The 19,171-nt window shown below is 62.7% G+C and carries 17 protein-coding genes; 3 read left to right on the top strand and 14 right to left on the bottom strand.

The genetic code is table 11. The features are described from left to right. The first annotated feature begins 19 nt into the window (after positions 1-19). Positions 20-571, top strand: a complete 552-nt coding sequence (locus ACLIMP_RS21770; protein WP_054434586.1) for a carboxymuconolactone decarboxylase family protein — start codon at positions 20-22, stop codon at positions 569-571. Positions 572-1,017: 446 nt separating this feature from the next. On the opposite strand, the gene ACLIMP_RS21775 is transcribed toward ACLIMP_RS21770, so the two are convergent. From ACLIMP_RS21775 to ACLIMP_RS21805, 7 genes are all read right to left on the bottom strand, one after another. Continuing rightward, positions 1,018-1,662 carry an energy transducer TonB gene (locus tag ACLIMP_RS21775; RefSeq protein ID WP_231635492.1) on the bottom strand — a complete coding sequence of 215 codons (645 nt, stop codon included), beginning with the start codon at positions 1,660-1,662 and terminating at the stop codon, positions 1,018-1,020. 168 nt (positions 1,663-1,830) lie between these two features. Continuing rightward, positions 1,831-4,302 (bottom strand): TonB-dependent siderophore receptor, encoded by a 2,472-nt coding sequence (locus ACLIMP_RS21780; protein ID WP_221937324.1) that lies wholly within the window; start codon positions 4,300-4,302, stop codon positions 1,831-1,833. A gap of 126 nt (positions 4,303-4,428) precedes the next feature. Then, positions 4,429-5,421, bottom strand: coding sequence for a FecR family protein (locus ACLIMP_RS21785; protein WP_054434584.1), 993 nt, complete (start codon positions 5,419-5,421; stop codon positions 4,429-4,431). A 99-nt stretch (positions 5,422-5,520) separates the two neighbouring features. Then, positions 5,521-6,147, bottom strand: coding sequence for an RNA polymerase sigma factor (locus ACLIMP_RS21790; protein ID WP_231635491.1), 627 nt, complete (start codon positions 6,145-6,147; stop codon positions 5,521-5,523). A gap of 228 nt (positions 6,148-6,375) precedes the next feature. Next, positions 6,376-7,164, bottom strand: coding sequence for a HEPN domain-containing protein (locus tag ACLIMP_RS21795; protein ID WP_443478312.1), 789 nt, complete (start codon positions 7,162-7,164; stop codon positions 6,376-6,378). 53 nt (positions 7,165-7,217) lie between these two features. After that, a protein-coding gene (locus ACLIMP_RS21800) for an IS3 family transposase (RefSeq protein ID WP_443478072.1) occupies positions 7,218-8,386 on the bottom strand; the annotation gives its coding sequence in 2 pieces (ribosomal slippage) (positions 7,218-8,125 and positions 8,125-8,386; 1,170 coding nt in all). 156 nt (positions 8,387-8,542) lie between these two features. Beyond that, a complete protein-coding gene (locus tag ACLIMP_RS21805) occupies positions 8,543-8,905 on the bottom strand; it encodes a hypothetical protein (protein ID WP_054434088.1) in 363 nt (120 codons plus the stop codon). A 76-nt stretch (positions 8,906-8,981) separates the two neighbouring features. Here ACLIMP_RS21805 and ACLIMP_RS21810 point away from each other — a divergent pair. Continuing rightward, positions 8,982-9,748, top strand: a protein-coding gene (locus ACLIMP_RS21810; RefSeq protein ID WP_132470550.1) for an IS5 family transposase whose coding sequence is annotated in 2 segments (ribosomal slippage) — positions 8,982-9,294 and positions 9,294-9,748 — 768 coding nt in all. Because the reading frame shifts where the segments join, the coding sequence is not laid out codon by codon here. Positions 9,749-9,881: 133 nt separating this feature from the next. On the opposite strand, the gene ACLIMP_RS21815 is transcribed toward ACLIMP_RS21810, so the two are convergent. From ACLIMP_RS21815 to ACLIMP_RS21830, 4 genes are read right to left on the bottom strand one after another with little or no spacing between them, the layout of a single operon-like run. Beyond that, positions 9,882-10,382 (bottom strand): lytic transglycosylase domain-containing protein, encoded by a 501-nt coding sequence (locus ACLIMP_RS21815; RefSeq protein ID WP_231635441.1) that lies wholly within the window; start codon positions 10,380-10,382, stop codon positions 9,882-9,884. Next, positions 10,372-13,326 (bottom strand): MobF family relaxase, encoded by a 2,955-nt coding sequence (gene mobF, locus ACLIMP_RS21820; RefSeq protein ID WP_443478313.1) that lies wholly within the window; start codon positions 13,324-13,326, stop codon positions 10,372-10,374. Before mobF ends, ACLIMP_RS21815 begins: the two co-directional genes overlap by 11 nt. Next, positions 13,323-15,356 carry a type IV secretion system DNA-binding domain-containing protein gene (locus tag ACLIMP_RS21825; protein WP_443478314.1) on the bottom strand — a complete coding sequence of 678 codons (2,034 nt, stop codon included), beginning with the start codon at positions 15,354-15,356 and terminating at the stop codon, positions 13,323-13,325. Before ACLIMP_RS21825 ends, mobF begins: the two co-directional genes overlap by 4 nt. Further along, positions 15,353-15,655, bottom strand: a complete 303-nt coding sequence (locus ACLIMP_RS21830) for a hypothetical protein (RefSeq protein WP_443478315.1) — start codon at positions 15,653-15,655, stop codon at positions 15,353-15,355. The genes ACLIMP_RS21825 and ACLIMP_RS21830 overlap by 4 nt, the downstream gene beginning before the upstream one ends. A 458-nt stretch (positions 15,656-16,113) precedes the next feature. Here ACLIMP_RS21830 and ACLIMP_RS21835 point away from each other — a divergent pair, with 458 nt between their 5' ends. Beyond that, a complete protein-coding gene (locus tag ACLIMP_RS21835) occupies positions 16,114-16,464 on the top strand; it encodes a hypothetical protein (protein ID WP_443478316.1) in 351 nt (116 codons plus the stop codon). 92 nt (positions 16,465-16,556) lie between these two features. Here the strand turns inward: ACLIMP_RS21835 and ACLIMP_RS21840 are convergent, their stop codons facing one another. The 3 genes from ACLIMP_RS21840 to ACLIMP_RS21850 form a co-directional block, all read right to left on the bottom strand. Further along, positions 16,557-17,537 carry a DUF2493 domain-containing protein gene (locus tag ACLIMP_RS21840; protein ID WP_443478317.1) on the bottom strand — a complete coding sequence of 327 codons (981 nt, stop codon included), beginning with the start codon at positions 17,535-17,537 and terminating at the stop codon, positions 16,557-16,559. Positions 17,538-17,874: 337 nt separating this feature from the next. Next, positions 17,875-18,093, bottom strand: a complete 219-nt coding sequence (locus ACLIMP_RS21845; RefSeq protein ID WP_443478318.1) for a DUF6117 family protein — start codon at positions 18,091-18,093, stop codon at positions 17,875-17,877. A gap of 12 nt (positions 18,094-18,105) precedes the next feature. Next, positions 18,106-19,116, bottom strand: coding sequence for a DUF2493 domain-containing protein (locus ACLIMP_RS21850; RefSeq protein WP_443478319.1), 1,011 nt, complete (start codon positions 19,114-19,116; stop codon positions 18,106-18,108). Positions 19,117-19,171 lie beyond the last annotated feature (55 nt).

A 19,171-nucleotide genomic window follows, 5' to 3' on the forward strand; every position in this document is an offset into this window, starting at 1 on the left:
CGAACTTGCCGGAAGAGCAGTGGACGCCGGAAGTCGAGGCGCTATTTCCGCTCATGCTTCCGCCCGGTTCGACCACCACGGATTCGGACTTCAACTCGATCCTGCTCTTGGCGCACCGGGGCTCGCTGATCCCTGGCTCCGCTTCAACGCCAAGGTCGCGGAAGGCTTCGTACTTTGTGCGTGGTATAGGGAAATCGCGATCTCGCGCGTCGCGTGGCGGCGGGCCTCCGATTACGAATGGATCCATCACACGCTTTCGGCAGCGCGCGCCGGCTTGACCAAGGCGAATCTCGATGCGCTGCAGAACGACGATGCCGATGACCAATGGTCCGGCCTGGAAATCCTGCTGATACGCGCCACCGACGAGATCTACGCGGAGGGTGGCATAGCGCCACAGACGCTCGCCCAACTCGTGGAGCATTTCACAACGCAGCAGGTCATCGAACTGGTCTTCGTCATCGGGGCCTACATTGCGCTCGCCGCCATTCTCAACACGGCTGGCGCCGAAATCGAGCCTCGGATCATGCAGCAAGCAAAGGCTGCCGGCTTCCCACGGCTCGTGCTTATCTGAGGCGTCACCTCGGGAACCGGGCAATGACGCAAGGCGAACAGCGCCATGGCCGCGCAGGCATCTGCTCGCTGGAACGGCGCTCTGGCCCTGATAAACCAAGACGGCAGCAACGCGCCCAAGTCGGTCATACCGCAAGACAGGGCCATCTCCTGAAACCAGTCGTAGCCAGACTTTCGGAAAGCGGGAAAAATACAGTGTCAGTTGAGACTCGCGCAGGGGGCGCATCCAACGCTAGTACGCAACGCCCAACGACGGCGGTCAGACAGCGATTGTCCAAGACGAAACTGACCCTGCTCCTCTCTGAGCTTCCGCGATCCAGCAAAGCAACATCAATCCGTTCTGACTGACATAAGAACTGCCGGGAGGCATGACTTCAATGCCAGCCCGCGCCGGCGCGGGTGCGGCGGTGGATCGGGAGCGTCGATACGGTCATGCAATGGTCCCCGTCAGGTTATGAGGAACTCAACTGGCACGACCAGTTCTATAGCTTCGCCCTTCACATCCTCTGGCGGCTTGGGCAGCGGCTGCGCCCGCTTCGGAAGCGCCAAAGCCTCGTTGTCCAGCGAGCGGACACCTGACGAGCGCTCCAACCTGACCGACAGTACCTTGCCCTGCCGGTCCATGGCGAAGCGGATGTACGGAACGCCCTGCTGCCGTGCGAAATGGGCGTCTCGCGGATAGCGCTTCACCTTGTCGAGGGCGCCGAGGACGAGGCCCTGCCATGTCGGCCTGCCGCTCGAAACTTGCGGGGCGGGCGGCACGGGCTTGCTGGCTGGCGCCGTAGTATCCTTCACCGGAGGGCCGGGATCGGGCGGCACGAGTTTGGCAGGCGGCGTTGCTGCCACGACATTGGCGGTCGGAATGACGATCTTCGGCGCTTCGATCTCGGGTACTTGAGGCTTCGGGACGGGCTTGTCCTTCTTCACCTGCTCCGGCCCTGGCGGCACTTCGCGAACGGGTTCGGGCGGAGCAGCCGGGCGTGCGACATTGAACGCCGTCAGCGTCGCAGGCGGCGGCATGGCCGTATAAGTCTGCCAGGTCAGGAACAGCCCAGCAAGAATGGCCAGGCCGATCGCGCTTGTCCCGCCCAATCCGACCAGACGCGTGGTCAGCGAATCCGTTTGGTCCGCGTAGCGAAAGGTTCTTGAATCGCTCGCAAATCGCCAGCCGACAGTGTCATCTCGCGCAGGGTCACACTCCTCGGGTAGCGCAGGGCTGTCCGAGGAGGGTGACAGTATAATCGGCTTGTTGGATGGCACTTAGAAACGTCCGCGCACCGTTGCCATCACGCTGCGCGGATCGCCGTAGAACAATCCGCCGAAGTTGTTCGAGGTCGGGATCGACTGGTAGTAGGTCTTGTCCAGCAGATTGTTGACGTTGAGACCCAGTTCGACCGCTTCACTGACATCATAGCGCGCGTGCAGTCCAACCAGCGCGTAACCGCCCTGCTTGATCGTATAGCTTGCGGTCTGGGTATACATCTTGCTCTGGACATAAAGGTCGCCGCCCAGCCGCATGCGGTTGAAGCTGCCCGGCAGGCGGTAGTCGGTCGAGAACTTGAACAGCTTGCGCGGAATGCGGGTGTTGTAGTCCGTCCCCTTGTTGACGCCTGCGACATATTCGGGATCGCTATAGGTGAAGCCAAGCGTCGCGTTCCAGTCCGGCAGCGGAGAGCCGGAAACCTCGACTTCAAAGCCGCGGTTGCGTACGCGCCCGCCTTCGACGTAGCAGGTGGACGTACCGGTGACGCCGCACGTCTTGTCCGCCGTCGTGGCCTCGGGCATGTTGAGCAGGCTGGATTGGAACACCGCCAACGATGCATTCAGGCGCCCGTCGAAGTATTCGCCCTTTACCCCGGCTTCGTAGTTCTGTCCCTGGATCGGATCAAGCAGCGTATTGCCCGCGCTGTAGTAGCTCTGCGTCTTGTAGACTTCCGTGTAGCTGACGTAGAGCGAATGGTGGTTGTCGAGATCGTAGACAACCCCGGCGTAGGGCAGGAACCGGGCTTTCGAGCTGTATTCGTCGTTCACGTAAGGGCTCAGGACGGTGTAGCTCGACCAGCTCAGGCGTGCGCCGAGAATGGCATGAAGCCCATCGGCCAGAGCCAGACGGGTCGAACCGTAAAGGCCGCCTTCCTTGCGGTTGTAATTGTAATAAGTGCTGGCGGTGTTGAGCACCGGGGCTGTGATCGACGCATAGTCATAGTCGGTGATGTCGACGGTCGGCGTATTGGATGCGGTGTGGATCGTGAAATCGAACTTGTCGCGCCGCAGGCTGCCGCCAAGGACTAGCTGATGCTCGCCGCCCAGCAGCCGGTAATGGCCGGTGGCATAGACGTCGAGCCCCACCTGCCGGTCCCGGTAGTCCACGTCGGAGACCACCAGCCGGTAGATGTCGCCAGAGGAACGTGCCGGATAGGACGAGCGAAAGTCCGCGTCCGACCAGATCGCGCTGGGGGCGACCACGATCTTCCAGTCGCTGCCGATCTGCTGTTGCAGTTCGCCGAAGGCCGAATAGTTGCGGCGCTTGAGATAGGCCCACTTGCCCGCCAGCGAGGCCGAACGCGGCAGATCGTAGAACGCACCGCTGACGTCGGTGTTGAGCCCGCCCCAGTCGTAGCCGTGGTTGTAATCGCGCTGCGCGGTGCCGCCGACGCGCAGCAACGTGCCGGGGGTAAGATCGGCTTCCGCCGTCAGGTACAGCAGGCGATTGTCCCTGCTGGCGCCGTCACGGTAACTGCCCGCGTTGTTGTAGAAAGCCACGGCGCGCGCGCGCACGTCGCCGCCCTTGGTGATCGGCCCGGAAACGTCCACCTGCCCGCGATAGTTGGACCATGATCCAATGCCTGCCTCGACACCCAGTTGAAAGTCGCGCGTCGCCCGCTTGCGCACGAGATTGATCGCTGCGGAAGGATTGCCGGTGCCTTGCAACAGTCCGTTGGCACCGCGCACCACCTCGACCCGGTCGTAGATCGCCATGTTCGCGGTGGACATCACGTCCATCGAGTAGTTCTCGGAAATGTTGCTCGGAATTCCGTCGAACTGGATATCGGTGATCTCCGATCCGCGCGCGTAATAGGTCGAGCGGTCGGTCCCGAGCTTGGTATAGGTAATCCCCGTCGTGGTGCGGGCAATATCGTCGAGCGACTGAACGTTCTGGTCGTCCATCTTCTGGCGCGTGACGACCGAGACCGACTGGGGCGTCTCCCGCGGGGAGAGAGCCAGCTTGGTGGCGGTCGAGGTGCTGCGTACGGTGTAGGAACGGGTTCCCTCGCTCACGGCAGGATCGCTGGTCAGTCCAGCCAGGCTGCCGCCGTTTCCGCCATCACTGCCCTGAACCTGCACCGGCCCAAGCTGGATGGTGCCATCCGCGGTTCGAGGTGCAGCCTCCAGCGTGAAGGCGCGCGGCCCGGTCTGGCGGAAGGTCACCCCGCTACCGGCAAGAATGCGCGAAAGGCCTTCCGCCGGGGCAAAGCTGCCCTTGAGACCGGGACTTGAAACGCCCGCTGTCAATTCGGCGCGATAGGCCAGTTCGACACCGGCCTGCCGGGCATAGCTGTTGAGAACATCGGCCAGCGCGCCGGCGGGAATATCGTAGCTCCGGGCTTCTTGCGCCAGCGCCGGAGCGGCGATCCCGGCCGAAAGCCCCATCGTCGTACCGGCAAGGAGTACGGCGGCCATCAGCCTGCCGCTCGCGCGCTGCCCGCCGCGCGCCTTTGTCGAAATCTTCACTCTGGATAATCCCCGAACGTCGTTGAACTCGAGGCGTTATTGCTAATGCGAACGCCTTGCATCTATGACGATCATGGTTTGCGAAACGAGAGCTCAGGTTGAAAATTTTTTCGCCTGACCGGAAAATCAGCTGAAAATCAAGATCATGCGGTCAGTGAGCTGGGCCGAACGCAGCCCCAGAGAGCTGCGGAGTTGAGCGATGGCCGCAACCGGATCGTCGATGTGGAACACCCCGCTGACGCGCAAGTCACGCGCCGCACCGACTACCCCCAGATAGCCTCGATGGTAGCGCCCGATCTCGGCGACGACCTCGCTGAGCGGCGCATCCTTGAACACCAGCGCTCCTTCGGTCCACGCCATGGCATCGTCCGGGTTGACCGTGAATGCAGGGCCGATCCCTGCTGCGGGCCCATAGGAAAGGCTCTTGCCTTCGTGCAGGACGGCAGAGGTGCCGTCCTCGGCCGGATAGCGAATGCGCACCTTGTGTTCGGTGACGGTTACACGCGTTTCGGCGCCGTCGCGCCGGACGAGGAAACGGGTGCCGAGCGCCGTCGTCGATCCCGCGCCCGCCTGCACGCGGAACGGGCGCGATGGATCGGGTGCCACGGTGAATGCAGCCTCGCCGGTCAGTAGCCGGACCACGCGGCGGTTGCCTGCAAATTCGAAAGCCACTGCGCTGTGTGTCCCCAACTGCATCGTGGAACCATCGGCAAGTCGCATCGTGCGCCTCTCGCCGGTTCCGGTCATCGCGTCAGCCTGGAGCATCGTCATCCAGCCCTGCGCCGACCAGACCAACGCAAAAATGAGGCTTGCGGCGATCGCGGAAATTGCCCAGCGCCGCCGCACGCGTGCCCCTGGCCGAGCGAGCCTTCGGGTCTTGCGAACGGGCTCTTGCGGCAGGGATGCGCGCAGCGCCGGAGTCTCGGGCACGGCGCCCATCTGCATCCAGAGGTCCTGCATCCGCGCATAGGCGCGCGCGTGTTCTGGATCTCGGGCCAGCCAGGCATCGCGCTCGGCTCGCTTTTTGGCAGGCAGTTCGCCGTCGAAATCGGCGGAAACCCAATAGGCCGCTTCATCGGCAAGCGAATTCGGCAAAGGCGCCTCGGTATCACGCGGCATACAGTCATTTCCCATGCGAAATTGCCGCCAATCTGCATTCCGCTTTCATCCCATGACGTTCGGCGCAAGCAAAACGATAGGGTGTCATCGCAGGATCGCTCATGCTTCGGCCGCGTCCGACAAAGCCCGATGGCACAGCACCAGGGCATGACGGATATGCTTGCGCACCATGTCCTGGCTGATCGACAACCGCTCCGCTGCTTCCGAGACGCTCAATTCGTCGATCTTGACCAGCACGAAGACCTGTCGGCAGCGGAGCGGCATCGTATCGACTACCGCAGCAATCTGGCGAACTTTTTCCTGATCGAGCAGGCGCGTTTCAGCATTGGGATCCGGCGAAGGGACGCCGTGACCATCGGCTTCCTCGACAAACAGGGCTGCCTGTCGCCGCGCGGCGCGTAGATGATCCAGCGCCAGGTTCGAGGCGAGGCGGAACAGGAAGGAGCGCTTGTTGATGATCGGCGGATCGTCTTTCACGCTCTGCACGCGCAAATATAGGTTCTGCGCGACATCCTCTGCTGCCGCGACGCTGCCCACCATCCTCGCCAGCCAGCGCACCAGGGCGGCGCGCTCGGTGGTCAGCAGACGGGATAGCAAGGCGGAGTTGCTCGACATGGCGAAATGCGCCCTATCGATGTTGCGAATGAATCGCAACTGCGTGGGTACAGCGACACTTTTGACAGCGCCAAGAGCATAACATTCAGCAATGTGACCACGCTCAAGCACTAATTTGATAGCGTTATACTCTGAGCGAAGCTTTATCGCACATTCTGCCCTGCCTTTTAGCGACCGGCAGCTATCTCACTTTCACTTCTCCAAACGCGACATTCCTCTGTCGGCCCAAAAAAATTCATTCGAATGCTCTCTGCAACATTTCTAGCGCCATTCAGATATTAGCGGGACGCCGGTACAAATGCATCCAAGGTCCAGTCTGAAGAGCTATATCAGGGATACTTAGGTCTCGCCGCGCACCATAAAATCTACTCCCAATCGGTCGCAAGACAATGCCTGAACTTCGGAATGCAGGTAATCTACACGCCCCGCAATCCAAGCCAGCTCGTCTTCAGAGATCCGATATTGGCGATCGTATCGCGACTTCACGTAGGAGTCGTGCAGCCGCTTGAAGCAGCGTTTTTCCGACTTCGTTTCGCTAGGCCACGCCCTCGCCAACGCAGGCACGATGTTCTCGCTTCGGTCACGAAGCCAGGTAACGTTTTGCGATCGCGGACTGTCTCCCGTCAGCATATACAGTACGGTGTGGTACAGGACCTCCGTCGCCTGATGAAATTGGAAGACCGCCCGATTGAGCCACTTGCGGGCGAGCGAAATCTGGGCAAACTCCAGGAATTCGCTCGCGCTGGAGAACCAGTAATCGAAATCCGCGCGGCGCTCCTGAAGCACGGCAGCGTGGTCCGGCACCATTGGCAATGACAGGGGATGACCTGGTAGTTCGTAGAGTACTGTGCCGTCAGCCACCGCCCCACACACAAACGATTTACCGTGCGACAGATCGCGGTGGACCGACTTGATACCGCGGATCGACAGGCTGATCGGTACGGCAAGTTGCCGCGTGATGGCATGTTCACGCATGAGTCGATCTTCTGCATGCAATGGAAAGTCGGATTTTTGCGCAAGCCGGTCATCGCTAACCACCACAAGGATCGAGTACTTTGGCGTACGCCCGCCCGGTAACTCCCGCGTTCCAGTACCGCGTGCATAGGCGCCGAACAGGATGACTTTCAAAATGCGTCCCTGTCGTTTCTGACCGGCCCCCACCGAGTGGTCCGGGTTGTTTGTTAGTGTAAGATTGCCTCCGGCGCCATGGCTGGCCGTAGGTGCAGCGTAGCGGAACCGGAGGGCAGCCATGGCGCCGTCGCCGTCTCCGGGGCCGGCGGTCGATACCCCAGCGAACTATGAGGCCTGACGGTGTTGTAGTGCCGCCGCCAGGCCTCGATCAGGATCTTCGCCTCGGCCAAGGTGTAGAAGATCTCCCCGTTCAAGAGCTCATCACGCATCGAGCCGTTGAAGGACTCACAGTAGCCATTTTCCCATGGGCTGCCGGGTGTAATGTAGAGCGTTTTCACGCCGATCTTCGCCAGCCATTGCTGCACGGCATTGGCGATAAATTCAGGGCCATTGTCTGACCGTATGTGCGCCGGCGGCCCCCGTGTGACGAACAACTCGGCGAGAGTCGCCAGCACGTCCTCGCTGCGCAGCCGTCGCGCGATGGGTAAGGCGAGGCACTCGCGGCTGGCCTCGTCGATGATCGACAGGATGCGGAACTTGCGGCCATCATGTGTGCGTCCCTCGACGAAGTCGTAAGACCACACATGGCCCGGATATTCCGGTCGCAGGCGGATACATGATCCGTCGTTGAGCCAGAGCCTTCCACGCTTCGGTTGCTTCTGCGGCACCTTGAGCCCTTCACGGCGCCAGATGCGCTCCACCCGTTTGCGGTTCACATGCCAACCGGCATCGCGCAGCAAGGCCGTCACCCGGCGATAGCCATAGCGGCCATACTGCCGGGCAAGCGCGATGATATCCTCGGTCAGGGCTGCTTCGTCATCCGCCCCACGCGGCGTTTTGCGCTGCGTCGATCGATGTTGCCCGAGCACGCGGCAGACCCGCCGCTCGGACACCGGCATCATGCCCCGGATATGATCGATACAGCGCCTGCGGCGCGCGGGGCTCAGAAGTTTCCCCGCGAGGCCTCCTGTAGGATCAACTTGTCCAGCGTCAGATCTGACACCGCCCGCCGCAACCGAGCGTTTTCCTTCTCAAGCTCTTTCATGCGCCGAGCCTGGTCCATCTTCAGGCCGCCATACTCCTTGCGCCAGCGGTAGTAGCTCTGCTCGGTGACGCCGATCCGGCGACACGCATCCGCCACCGTTCCGCCCTGCGCCAGCACGATCTCCGCTTCACGCAGCTTGCCGATGATCTCTTCCGGCTTGTGCTTCCTCGCCATTCAAGTCCTCCTTCGTGGCCAAATCTAAAACAGATTTTGGGCCACTCAGAAGGGGGCAGATCAGTGGATAGGACCAGCGAGTTCGCGAGTTCGCGAGTTCGAAAAAGAGAAATTCTAGGTCGTAAACTCATAAACGGCAGCGTGGGCGTGTGACGATTAGCGCTCGCGCTGCCGTCCGATCCTCCGCTTTTGCTTGGCCCTCGTCGCACTTTCGCTGCCGTGGTATTCAGGTGCCAGAGCAAACTTGTCGCGCTCGTCAAATTGACGATCACCGCGTAGGCCGAACGCCTTGAAAAGCCGATAGCCCCGCCACCAAGCGAAGGCCGTCCAGGCCCCGCCGATCGTGACAGCAATGATCCATGCCCACATCGCCGCAGTATCGCTCAACCGTGATTGTACCATCCCAGCAAGTGCGATCGGCAAAATGCCGAGGAATGGTGTGGCCGGTCGCATTCGCGTGGACTGATCGTGATCCACGAAACGGCGCATCCGCAGGTATAGGCTCGCCTTTGGCTTCATATGGACATTTTTGGCACGATCCGGTGCTGACCGCTATCTGATTGCATCTCATGCCCAAGGCTGATTCAGCGTCGGCATGAGCCGATACGACCTAACTGACTTCGAGTGGCGCGTGATCGAGCCGCTGCTGCCCAACAAGCCGCGAGGCGTTCCGCGCGTAGATGACCGCCGCGTGCTGAACGGGATCTTCTGGGTTTTGCGCTCCGGCGCACCATGGCGCGACCTGCCCGAGCGATATGGCCCGCGCACTACCTGCTACAATCGGTTCGTGCGATGGCGGAAGGCCGGAGTGTGGGACCGGATGATGGATGCCATCACCGCCGCGCATGATGGCGATATCCAGATGATCGACAGCACTTCCGTTCGCGCCCATCAGCAGGCCGCGACGGCAAAAAGGGGGATCGAGATCATTGTCTCGGTCGTTCCCGAGGCGGGCTCACGACCAAAATCCATGCGGTCGTTGATGGGCAAGGGCTCCCGATCCGGCTGAGCCTGACCGCAGGGCAAAGCCATGACGGTCAAGCCGCTGACGCACTGCTCGATCATATTGATCTCGGAACAATCGTGCTGGCGGACAAGGCCTATGATGCCGATCGCATCCGAGCATCTCTCCGCGAGAGGGGTGCGTTCGCCAATATTCCGCCCAAGGCCAACCGGCGGTCAAAACCGTACTTCAGCACGTGGCTCTACCGCGAACGGAACCTGATCGAGCGGTTCTTCTCCAAGCTGAAGCACTTCCGCCGCGTCGCCACCCGTTACGACAAGCTCGCCGCCAACTTCCTCGCCATGGTTCAACTTGCCTCAATGCGGCTATGGCTGCGAGCTTATGAGTCTACGGCCTAGTACGAGCTGGAGATCGGGTCGAATTTCCTGTGGGAGATTATCGAGATCAGTCAGCATGTTTCACCAATCGCTATGCGCATCCGCCCGCCATGAGACCATAGCGACGACCTGGACGAAAGGGAGTTAACACTCGTCAATTCGTGCCGAACCGCGCTCTCATCTTTTTCGAGACCGAGAGCGCGTAATCTCGGCCCCTCCAATCGGTCGGGCTGTGATACGCGCCGATTGCCCTCCAATAGTCGCGATTTGCGCTGAGCTCTGCCAGAAATATCCAGCGCGCGATTTGGACATTGAAGCAAGCATCCTGGATGAGCCAGGCCCTGACTGTCTCTGGAGGCTTGTGGATGAGAGCAGAGAGCTTTGGGATCCACCAGGTGTTGATCTGCATCGGCCCAAGGTCATGCGTCCCGTTGGTGTTTGGAACCTCGGCGCCAATCCAGCCAGCTTCCTGATCCCGCAGCCCCCACAAAGTGCGCTCCAGCCATTCTCGCCCAGAGGCAGCCTCGCGAATGCACCGGCCGATCAGGGCTTTCTGCTCCAGGTTCCGAGTGGGACGCGCACCCGCTCCATTTGGAACCAGTGCCGCGACAAGGACGGCAACGCCCAAGCTTAGCATAACGGGTTTACCGATCACGGCCGTCTCCATTGTGAGGTGCCGCACTTTCGCTCGGGCCGGTTGATCGGACCTGTATTTCGGGTGCAACATCGCCCGAACGACCATGGGTGAAGATCGACTGGATCCATGCATCGAGAATTGCCGCTGCGGAACGCCCCCGCTCGGTGAGACTTGCGGCAAGCCCCTCGCGCCCTCCCCACCCGGCTGAACTCCGTTGTGCAGCAAGCCGAAGTTTGCGCTGGTACCGCTCGTTCGCTTGTTCCTCCCTCATGCGCGCCCATCGCTCCGAATGGCGCGGTGACCTGCCCCTCAGGCTGTCGCGCTCGACGCGGCCCAGCCCCTCCAGGGCGGAGGTCTTTTCGCCCGACCTCACGGTCAGGAATTCGGCAAGCTTGTCCCGATCCTGGGTCCATAGCTTTACCCCGAAGCGGGCCCGGGTGATCGCGGTGTAGTAGTTCTTGCCGTTTACCAGCGGCGAACCAAGTGGCGCCAGCACATAGACCCTGTCGTACGTCTTCGACTGAGCCGCGTAGATCGTCTCCGCGTACCCGTGGTCCCAGGTCTTGTGATGATCCAGATCGATTGATTGCCGCCGGCCATCGCGGTCCCATCGAATGGTTGCGCGGCTGCCTTCGAGCGCCTCGACCGTTCCCCGCTCGGCATTCTTGATGTCGAGATCGTGGTTCACCAGGCGCCACTGGATGCGATCGCCACGCGTCAGTTCCCGGTCCTCCACATTGAAGACGTTGACCCGCTGCGGGCGCCCCAGTCGCGGATTCCAGCGGACCGTCCGACCGTGTTCATCGGCAAGCTCGAGCACCTGCCGCTCGGCATCATCCGTAACCATGCGCACGACACGGTATTCACCCTCGCGCACGATCCCGGACCGGTGATCTCCGCGCGAAAAGGTCAAGACCTGCCCACGGCTGTAGAACCTAGCATAGCGCTTCTCGGCATCGGAAAGTCCCGCCGGCGTCAGCACCGAGAGACGTGCATCCTCGGCACCAATCGCTTCCTCGGTTCGGAGCGCCTCGCGCACTTTCGTGTTCACGATGAGCCGCGTAGCGTTGTCCAGCACCAGGATGTTGGTTGTGGTTCGGGTTTCGGGTTTGAGCCTCGTCCATTCCCGAACCAGGCTTTGCGCGAGTTCCTCGGGTTTCTCCTGCGTCAGGACCTTGTCGAGATTGGCAAGCGAACCGGCATAGTCTCCGCTACGAGCGAGCGCGACCGCAGCTTTCATCGCCCTGGTTTCCTGACGGACGGACACCATGAGGTCGACCCGCGACAAGCCCAACTGCTGCATCAGCCAGAAAGGTTTCCCCTGCTCGATGGCACCTGTCTGACGGTTGTCGCCAAGCATGATGAGCCGCGCACCCGAGAGCCGGCTCAGCTCCAACAGCCGTATGGCTTGCCGGTTGCCAAGCTGCCCGGCCTCATCGAGGATCAGCACCGAGTTCTCGTCCAGGCCCCGCCCTCCCCGCGCGAGAAGACTGGCGACGGTACGGCTCTCGATGCCGGCCCGCCCACCAAGTTCGGCAGCGGCGGACGAGGTAGGGGCCAGGGCGATCATGGTGAAACGCTCGTCGCTGGCACGGCGGAGAGCTCCCACGAGTGTCGATTTACCGGCGCCGGCGACGCCATGGACACCGACGAGGCGATCCGGGCTTGTTCCCAGATGCCGAAGGCCTCCCTGCTGCGCCGCGGTAAGTCCGTGTTCGGCGCTCGCTTCGACCAGCCGGGCGTCCACCGCAAGCGGGGCGGCATCGTTCAAGGCCAGAGCCAGGTGGTCGGACAAGGCCAGTTCAAGGCGGGCGGTCCTGCGCGTAGTGCGCCCGCGGGTGAGTACCAGATCTCCTGTGGGCTGCTGCGCCTTCAGCAGCTTACGCCGCCCCTCGTGCTCCTCTGCAAGAGGCCGGATATCGGAAAGGCGAACTTCCCCCAGGTGCGAAGCGAGCCCCGCCCGCAAGAGCTGTCCGAGGTTATTGACCGCTTCCCTGCCTTCGGAATGGCGCAGACCGAACAACATGGCGCGCGCCGAGACAGCATGGGATGGCTCAAGCATCCGTGGGCCACGCTCTTCGGCTGTCTCCCTCGCCCCTTCGAGCGCCTCCCGGTGCGGCCCGAGGCGAGCCTTCCATTGGCCTCGAAGATCCTCGAGGGTTGCGCGCGCCTTGGGGCCCCGGGTTTCGTAGAACGATTTGCGCCGTGCAGCCTGGCCTTCGAGCCCATGCTCCTTCGCATGGGCGTCGATCTGTTCGGCGCGCTGCGACATCTCGCTCACCAGATCCTTGGGGAATCCGCGGATCTCGAAGAGACCCCGCCTGGGATCGAAATCGACTTCATAGCCAAGCTCTCGGATCCGGTGAGCGAGCTCATTACGATAGACCTGCCCGGCAACCATCTGCTCGGCGTACATGGCCCGGGTTTCGAGGCTCACGAACTGCTCCCCTTCCCCTCGGTTGGTTACGTTCATGATGACCACGTGAGTATGGAGATGAGGGTCAAGCTCGCGCGAGGCATGCTCCGTAAAGCGGGCGTAGACGAGGCGCCCCGTGGTCTCGTGGACCACTTCGCCGTCGCAACGGCGGCGCAGGGTCGCGTGTTCCTCGAGATAACCCAGAGCTTCGGTTACCGCCGTCTCGTGAGCGGCAACGATCCTCTCGTCCCCCATTACAAGCGCCATGATCGAAACCGACTTCGGCGCATTGACCGCAAAGTCCCAGCCGGGATGATGCTCGATGGTCCCGTCGCCTTTTCGAAGCCCCAGTTGCTGATCGCCGATCTTGCCTGCCAGCAGATCGCGCATCACGGCAGGGTCCACTTTGCCGCAGAGACCAAGCTCATCGGCGATCAGCCCGCCCCACTGCGAATGCTCACCCTCCCCTTTCGTGTAGTAATCCCCGACGGCGTAATAACGCGCGAGGTTCTTCGGCGTACCCTTGAGGCGGCGGGGATGGATCATGCCGGCCTCGACGCATCACGCGCGCCGGTGCGGCGACCGTGCTGATGAAGACGGAAGTCTGCCGGCTTGCCGAGAAGCATGAGGGGCTGCGTCGCGCTCGCCGACGGTGCCGCCTCGACTTCCCGCCTGTCACCTTGGAGGCTCTCCTCGGAACGTGTCACTGCGACCGCATCGAGAGGCAGCATCAGTGAGGAAGCGGCATCGGCGGTCGGAGTCTGACGACGTTTCGCTGAGCCACGCTTCGGAGGGGATGCCACTTCAGCAGCGACAAGGTCGGGAGCCGAAGGCTCCTCATGAACCGCCAGCCGAACCGGCGGATCGAGCTTCTCCTCGAAGGCAAAGGCGACGGACGGAACGTTGTGGAAGCTGTCCTCGAAGCGCACCACCGGAAGATCGCGCCCAAAGCGCAGATAACCCACCAGGTTGGGCAGGTTCGTCACTTCGGTATGCATGACCAATGGGCGGGTTACCTGCATGCGCGACAGGTTCACGCCGTCACGCATATCGTTGACGCCGTAGGACATGCCCTCGTTCGCCTCGACCTGTTCCACCTGTCCAAGGTTCTCGCTGACATGCTTGGCGGTCAGCGTGTCGTTTGCCCTCAGCGCGACCCACGTCGAACAGTATCCGGTAATCGCAGCAGCATCCTGTATCCCGTAGGTAGCCTCCAGCTGCGGGTAGCTCTGGTACCCCAGCACCCCGCAGCCTCCGTACTTCCGCGCGCGCGCCAGGAAGTCAGAAAGCGACGGCAGCTTGTGAAGCGACGGCAGCTCGTCGATGACGCAGTAGAGCCGACGATTACGGTCTGGGGTAAGGCTCATGATCGCGCTGATCGCAATGTCGAGCCAGACCGTGATCAGAGGGCGCAGCGAGGGCAGCTGATCCGCCTTCACGCTGATGAAGAGCCAGCTGTCGTCCTTCTCGTTTGCCACCCAATCGCGGATCGAGAGGCCATCGGCGGTATCGTCGAGGTAGGAGAAACTGCGCAACACCGAGGCCAGCTCGGCCTGGATGCCCGCCGAGGTTCGCTCTCCTTCCATGGAAATGAAGGCCGCGGCATCGGTGCCAGCGGCGAAGGCTGCAAGATCCTTCAGCTTTGAGCGCAGGAGAGTGTCGAGAAGGATCGAAACGAGCGTCCGTTCCTGGCGCGCGAGCTTGCGCATGACCGCAACCAGAGAGCCGCGCGCGGCCTTGGCCCAGAACGGATCACCCGACTTATCAGGGATCGTGGACTCGGCGATCTGGTCGTAGTGGTAGTCCCGCGGGACATCGACCCAAGGCGACCAGCGATCCGAACGAAGGTCTAGCGGGTTCAGCAGGACATCGATCCCAGGCCGATAGAACTTCTCCACGAAGGTCCCAGCAGTGTCGTAGACAATCGCGCGGCGCCCCGCGGAACGGATCCCTGCCAGCATCTTGACGATGATGTTGGTCTTTCCTGTCCCGGGCGCCCCACAGATCAGGATATGCTCCGGCTCGAAGGCATCGGGCACTCGTACTCCGCCGATTTCGAAGCTGCCACGCGCCTGCGCCCAGAGCGCCCGGCGCACTTGCCTGATGGTGCCGAAGCGGGCCCCTCGCAGGAACTGGTTGGACCCTAGTCCCCTCCCCATCCGGGTGAAGTAGAACCATGCCCAGAGCAGCATGCCGAGGGCAAAGACGCCGGAGATGGCAGCCCCATGGAGGAGATACCCTTCGAACGCCCGCAAGGTGTCCTTGGCGACCTCGGCGTCCATAAGCCGCGCTGGTGTCGTCCAGTAGGGCTCACCGCTTTCGGTGTGGAACAGAATAGGCGTGGCATTACCCGGAACCGTGTCTCCCATCACGAGAGCCTGGCCGACCTTGGCAAGGACGAAGCGCTCGTACGCGCTGGAGCGCTCGAGCGCATACCAGACGATCCCGCCGATCCAGACCACCAGCCCGGCAAGGCAGGTCTGATAAAAGACCTGCGTGGTCATTCGGACATTGTGGACAGTGGCCTGCCCACCACGGGTCCAGGACCCGAGCGTGTCGTGGCGGAAGATGCTCACGTGCGGTCCTGCTCGGGATCGAGCAGCCCCCTGTCACGCAAGAGACGGCGCGCATCGCCCAGCCCTTCCTCGAGGAGGCTTGGTGCGCGGGCACCGACGGACTTCGCCAGGATCGCCAGCGTCTGGATTGCGGTTGCGTGAATTTCGTCGAAACGAGCGTGGTAGCCGGTGGGATCGTTGCCCTCAAAGCGCTCGAGGACATCGCGAACGTAGCCCGATGGAGTAGTGCCGAGAGTGGCCGCCTGATCGAGCAAGCGCTCGAACAGGTCGTCGGAGAGACGGATGGTAATCCTTGCCATGCGCAGGTCCATGCTGCGCCGGCACGTGGTGAAGCCTCACCTTGGTAGCAGAAAACCACGGATTTCTCAAGGTTTTGACGTGTCCGACACGTGCGACGATCGGTGCCAAGCCAGATCAATCACTTGGACCGCGTCGGCTACCGCCGTGTCCGACACACCCGACATTCTGTGACCCACCGTCAGACCATAGGCGACGGTGCAAACCCCCGGAAACTTGAGCGATTCGCGCCGCAGCACCCGTGCGTACGGTGCATTACAAACGCCCCTGTGGCGTGCGTCGCTTCTACGCAGCGGCCTGCCCGCTGCGCTGCCACGTGCCGGAAGGCGCGGGGCTCCCCGGGAGGGGATCACTTGTTCTTCGCGGGCGGCAAGCCCGCAGCAAATCCCTCTTGCACGGCGTGCTCCGACGCGAGATGCTCACAGCGGCGGGCAGGCCTCCTCATTCGAGGAGATTACCAATGCCCAAGATGTCGACGCGCGAACGCCTCACCAAGATCGAAAGCGACCAGAAGAAGCTCGCCGAAGAGGCCGAGAATGTGCGCCGCACGCTCCGGCAAAGCTACGGTCTGATCTGCGCTGACCTTCCCGTCGAGCACTTGTCGGAGCGTGAGTTCAGGGATGTCGTGACGCATGCCATCAGGCTGGGCGGTCCGTCTGCGATCGCCGCGCTCAAATCGCAGACCTCTGTCACCGCCAAACTGCAAACTGCGCCGGAACGGCGTCCCGGCGACGAGCACGGCGGAGCCGCGCGCAGGAGGCCGGCGCCGGACCAGGGCGTCGCATCGCCGGGCGACGGACCCGTCTTCTGACGGGTCCCTGAGCCCGGCGATCTTCTCCCTCGCCGCACAAAAAAGGGGAGCCGGCAAAGGCCATGCCCTTGCCGGCTGCCCTGCATTCGAGGTCAGGCGTGATGCCGCGTCCGAACTGGGTCGCAGGCGATGAAGTGTGCGGGCACGCCGCCGCTACGCACCAGCCTTGCCAGATGCGACTGGAGCCCCGAGCCTTCGCAGACCACCGCTTCAACGGGCTTCAAGCGCATCATCGCCTCATTGCGCGCAAAGCCTGCGCGCTTGCCGTGCCGCCGGTCCAGCGTGAACGCCACCAGCTTGACGCCGGAGCGCGCCGCCCATGCCGCGGCTATCGCATCGCAGCCCTTGACCTGCGCGCTGGTGGCCAGAACCATCCCCGGAATGCGCGCCTTGATGCTATCGAGTTCGCGCCAGATCCGGGCGTGGTCCTCCCAGACCTGTCCTCCCGAAAAGAGGACGATCGGTCCACTCGGCGCGTTCACCTCGATGCGCTTTGCGCGCCGGGCGGCGAGGAAGTCGGCAGCGGCTATGACCGACGCCGTACGCTTGCCCGAGGTAAGCGTGGCGCGCGGGGAAGACCACGGATGGCCGGTTTCGGCGCGGAACATCTGCGCGGCGTGGTCCCGCATGCAGGCAAGCGCTTCGCAGGCTTCATCGAGCCCGTTGCAGAGCGCTTGCCCGTCCTCGATCCCCCCTGTCGCGATCTCGCTTCCGTCGTTTTCACGCACCTGCTCCCCGAGCTTGCGCGCCGCATGATCCGCCTCGCGCCCCAGCCCTTCGGCCACCTTGTGAAAACTGTGCACGACGCCCCAAGCGATGCGCTCGGCAAGGGGCTCGAGGCGTGTGTCGCGCAGCACGTCGAAGAGCGTCGTCACCATCATCTCGACGGCCAGTTGCACCTCGCGGGCCTCGGGCATGTCTGCCGTCACCGCGTCCTCGGCCACCGTGAGCCGCACCTCGTATGCCGTCTCAGCAAACGCGGCGGCGAAGGCGTCTGCGGGCTCGCGCCGTTCCTCGGCGAGCAGATCGGCAATCTCGGCAAAGCTGCGGGAAATCCGGTAAGCATCAGTCATCGTGACCTCCTTTTCTTGAAGAGGTCTTTTCATCGGCACGGGCTCCGAGCTGCGGGGTCAAGGATCGCGGGGCGCAGCCCCGTGACCGCGCCAGCGGCGATGGGGGCAACGATTTTGCGAAGCAAAATGGTGGGGCCCCGTCGTCCTTGAGGCCGCAGCGGCCCCGTGCCAGTCTTGGACGACCAGAGAGAGATGGGAGAGCTGGCCCGAAGGGGGTTCAATGCCCCCTGAGGGCCATTTCGGCAGGGCGCGAGTCCCGGACTAGGACAACAATAGGCAGTGCGCCCGCTTCCATTCGGAAACGGGCGCACTAGGTCTCGCGAACGATGCCAGCAGATCAGGCCCCAGGCGGGATATAGGCCTCGAAAGGATTGCCCTCGTGCAGGTGCCCGAAGGGCGTGAAGACGGAACCCTTCTCGTCATGACCTACCGCGCAGATGACATAGCGACGTTCGCCGGTCTGCGCGCGGGTGCATTCAAGGAGTGCGAGATGACCGTCTTGGGCGGCGCGGCGTATGGTTTCGAAATTGCGGCGAAATGTGCGTGGGATTGCCATAGTCGTTACCCTTCAAGCCGCCGCGCGCGGCGATGCGCCGCGCATCACTGGCCGTGCCAGAGGGATCGCCAACTCTGGCTTGCGGAAAGCATGAATCGGGATACCGGCCTCCCTCAGCAGTTGATAGAGGTTGGCTTGAAGCCCTGAACCTTCGCAGAGGACGGCCTCGACGGGTTTCAGGTCTACGAGCTTGCGATTGCGGGTAAAGGCGACCTTGCGACCCGATCCGTAGAGCCCATAAGTGACCAGCGGCACCCCGGTTTCCGGGCGGGATGCCCATGCCGCGGCGATGGCATCGGCACCCTTACGCTGACCCGTCGTTACCAGCGTCATGGTGGGCACGCGGGCATGGATCTGGTCGAGCCGGTCCCAGATCGGCCGCCAATCCGCCCACTGCGCAGGGCCGGAGAAAACCACGATCGGTCCCTGCGGCAAGTGGCGTTCACGCGCGGCAAGCGCACGCTGGCGCAGAAAATCCTGCGCAGCGATTTGACTTGCCGAGGACGCCCGCGAGACCCTGCTGCCGCGCGCGGGGGACCACGGCCAACCCGACAGGGCCCGGTACATCTCGGCGGCATAATCCCGCATGCATTCGAGCGCTTCGCGCTGTTCGGCGGTAGATCGACACAGGAGTTGCTTGTCCTCAAGTCTGCAGGTGAAGACCTCGCTCATGTCGGGAGAACGGGCCATTTCGCCGATCTCGTCGGCCAGTGCGTCCTCGCGCCGTTCAAGTTTCCCGGCAACGAAGTGGAACGAGTTGACGAAGCCCCACGCGAGTTCGGCTGCCAGCGGTTCGAGCCGGGTATCAGTGAAGAGATCGAAGATCGTAGCGACAATCCCCGCGCAGTCGGCCTGCGCTGCGAGCGGATCCGGCATCTCGTGCTCGGCGGCGGCCTCTCCCGGTTCGGAAATCGAGAGCGGCATGGGATCGCCGAAAGCGGCCCTGAATTCGGGCGTGGCTGTCATTTCAGCATAGAGTGTCTTCAGGTCTGCAAAACGGTCAATGGTCGAGGTACGGGACATGATGCGTCTCCCGCATGCGAGTGGAAAAAGCCGGGGGGTGCGCGCTGCGCGCCCC

Origin of the sequence: Novosphingobium aeonii (assembly GCF_052279045.1) — a bacterium.
Classification (GTDB): domain Bacteria; phylum Pseudomonadota; class Alphaproteobacteria; order Sphingomonadales; family Sphingomonadaceae; genus Novosphingobium.

Coding starts and splice junctions, on each gene's coding strand:
- ACLIMP_RS21785 (WP_054434584.1), bottom strand. CDS start 5,421: ATGCCGCGTGATACCGAGGCGCCTTTGCCGAATTCGCTTGCCGATGAA.
- ACLIMP_RS21805 (WP_054434088.1), bottom strand. CDS start 8,905: ATGAAGCCAAAGGCGAGCCTATACCTGCGGATGCGCCGTTTCGTGGAT.
- mobF (WP_443478313.1), bottom strand. CDS start 13,326: ATGATCCATCCCCGCCGCCTCAAGGGTACGCCGAAGAACCTCGCGCGT.
- ACLIMP_RS21830 (WP_443478315.1), bottom strand. CDS start 15,655: ATGGCAAGGATTACCATCCGTCTCTCCGACGACCTGTTCGAGCGCTTG.
- ACLIMP_RS21835 (WP_443478316.1), top strand. CDS start 16,114: ATGCCCAAGATGTCGACGCGCGAACGCCTCACCAAGATCGAAAGCGAC.
- ACLIMP_RS21840 (WP_443478317.1), bottom strand. CDS start 17,537: ATGACTGATGCTTACCGGATTTCCCGCAGCTTTGCCGAGATTGCCGAT.
- ACLIMP_RS21845 (WP_443478318.1), bottom strand. CDS start 18,093: ATGGCAATCCCACGCACATTTCGCCGCAATTTCGAAACCATACGCCGC.
- ACLIMP_RS21850 (WP_443478319.1), bottom strand. CDS start 19,116: ATGTCCCGTACCTCGACCATTGACCGTTTTGCAGACCTGAAGACACTC.